The sequence below is a fragment of the Lutibacter sp. HS1-25 genome, assembly GCF_004121075.1.
In the GTDB taxonomy this organism is placed as follows: Bacteria; Bacteroidota; Bacteroidia; order Flavobacteriales; family Flavobacteriaceae; genus Lutibacter.
This window is the reverse complement of record NZ_RHLN01000081.1, coordinates 1-2,021: the sequence shown is the minus strand read 5'-3', so window position 1 is coordinate 2,021 and position 2,021 is coordinate 1. Positions and strand designations below refer to the sequence as shown.

Here is a 2,021-nt window from a genome sequence, read left to right as displayed (position 1 = left end):
ATTTCTGAAATTAAATGCAATCCATCTGTTGAAATATCATCCAAACGTCCTAAGAATGGAGAAACATAAGTCGCTCCTGCTTTTGCAGCTAACAATGCTTGTCCGGCTGAAAATACCAAAGTTACATTGGTTCTAATTCCTTTGTCTGAAAAGTATTTACACGCTTTTACGCCGTCTGCAATCATTGGTAATTTTACCACAATTTGAGGATGTAAAGCGGCCAATTCTTCACCTTGCTGAACCATACCTTCAAAATCTGTTGCAATAACTTCTGCTGAAACATCTCCATCTACAGCATTACAGATATCTAAGTAATGTTGTAAAATATTTTCGGCTCCTGTAATTCCTTCTTTTGCCATTAATGATGGGTTTGTGGTAACGCCATCTAAAACACCTAAGGCTTGTGCTTCTTTAATTTGCTCTAAATTTGCTGTATCTATAAAAAATTTCATCTTCCTATTTTGTTATTTTAATAATTCTGTAACTTGGTTAAACACGTTTTCGCCTGTAAATCCGAATTTCTCATCCAATACGGTGGCTGGTGCTGAGTATCCAAAATGATCTAAACCAAATACTTTTCCGTTGTTTCCAACCAAGCCTTCTAAGTTTACAGGTAAACCTGCTGTTAAACCAAATGCTGGTTTGTTTGATGGAATGATACTTTCTTGGTATGCTTTTGATTGCAATCTGAAAATTCCTTCTGAAGGAACTGATACGACTTTTGCTTTTATGTTTGCTCTTTCTTGAAGTAATTGTGCTCCTTCAATTAAAGTTGCTACTTCTGATCCGTTTGCGATTAAAACTACAGCTGGATTTTCTGCTTCTATAACAGTATAACCACCCTTTTCTGCTGCTAATGCTTCTTTGTATCTTGAAGTTGCTGCTGGAAGGTCTTTTATTCCTTGACGAGATAAAATAAGTCCTGTTGGTGTTTTATCATTTTCCATTGCCATTTTCCAAGCTACATTGGTTTCTGCTGAATCTGCAGGGCGCAATGCCATAAAACAAGGATCTCCACTGTGGTTCTTTAACTTTTCTAACAAACGAATTTGCGCTTCTTGTTCAATTGGTTGGTGTGTTGGTCCGTCTTCACCTACTCTAAAAGCATCGTGTGTCCAAACATATTTTACGGGTAATTCTTGAATAGCACTCATTCTAATGGCTGGTTTCATATAATCTGAAAACACAAAGAATGTTGCTACTACCGGAATTACACCTCCGTGTAAAGCAATACCATTTGCAATGGCTGCCATTGTTAATTCAGCTACGCCTGCTTGTAAAAAGGCACCCGAAAAATCATTCTTTTTTAAGGCGTGTGTATTTTTTAAGAAACCATCTGTTTTATCACTGTTTGATAAATCGGCTGAAGAAACAATCATATTCTCCACATTTTGTGCTAAATAACCCAACACATTTGCTGAAGCTGCTCTGGTTGCCAATCCTGGTTTATTAACAATAGATTCAAAATTTAACGCTGGTAATTTTCCTGCTAAAAAGCCATCTAACTTTTCTGCTAGTTCAGGATTGTCACTTCTCCATTTGCTTATTTCAGCTTTTTTTGCTGCTGCAGCTGCTTTTTTATTTTCTAAAAGGGTTGCGTAAAACGCTTCAACATCGGCATATTTTGCAAAAGGATCGTTTACATCAGCACCTAAGTTTTTTAGGGTAGCATTAAAATCGGCTCCTGTATGTCCAATTGGCTGTCCGTGTAGTTCACAATGTCCTTCCCAATTAGCACCTGTTTCAGTAACACAACCTTTACCCATAATGGTTTTACCAATTATTAAGGTTGGTTTTTCTTGCTCATTATTAGCATCTTTTAAGGCTTTTCTAATCTCATCGTGGTTATGACCATCAATAGTTACTACTTTCCAACCCCAAGCTTCGTATTTTTTTGCAGTGTCTTCTGATGTTACTTCATCAGTCATTGTAGATAATTGCACATCATTTGCATCATAGAACATAATAAAATTGTTCAATCCTAAATGTCCTGCTATTCTTCCTGCTCCTTGTGAAATTTC

2 protein-coding genes are annotated in these 2,021 nt (G+C 36.7%); both read right to left on the bottom strand.

Features of this window, described 5'->3' with window-relative positions; all coding sequences use genetic code 11:
- Window positions 1-452 (bottom strand): transaldolase family protein (locus EC396_RS12325; RefSeq protein WP_129366958.1); only part of this gene is annotated, 452 nt, incomplete at its 3' end.
- Between the two features lie 12 nt (window positions 453-464).
- Window positions 465-2,021 (bottom strand): transketolase (locus EC396_RS12320; protein ID WP_129366957.1); only part of this gene is annotated, 1,557 nt, incomplete at its 5' end.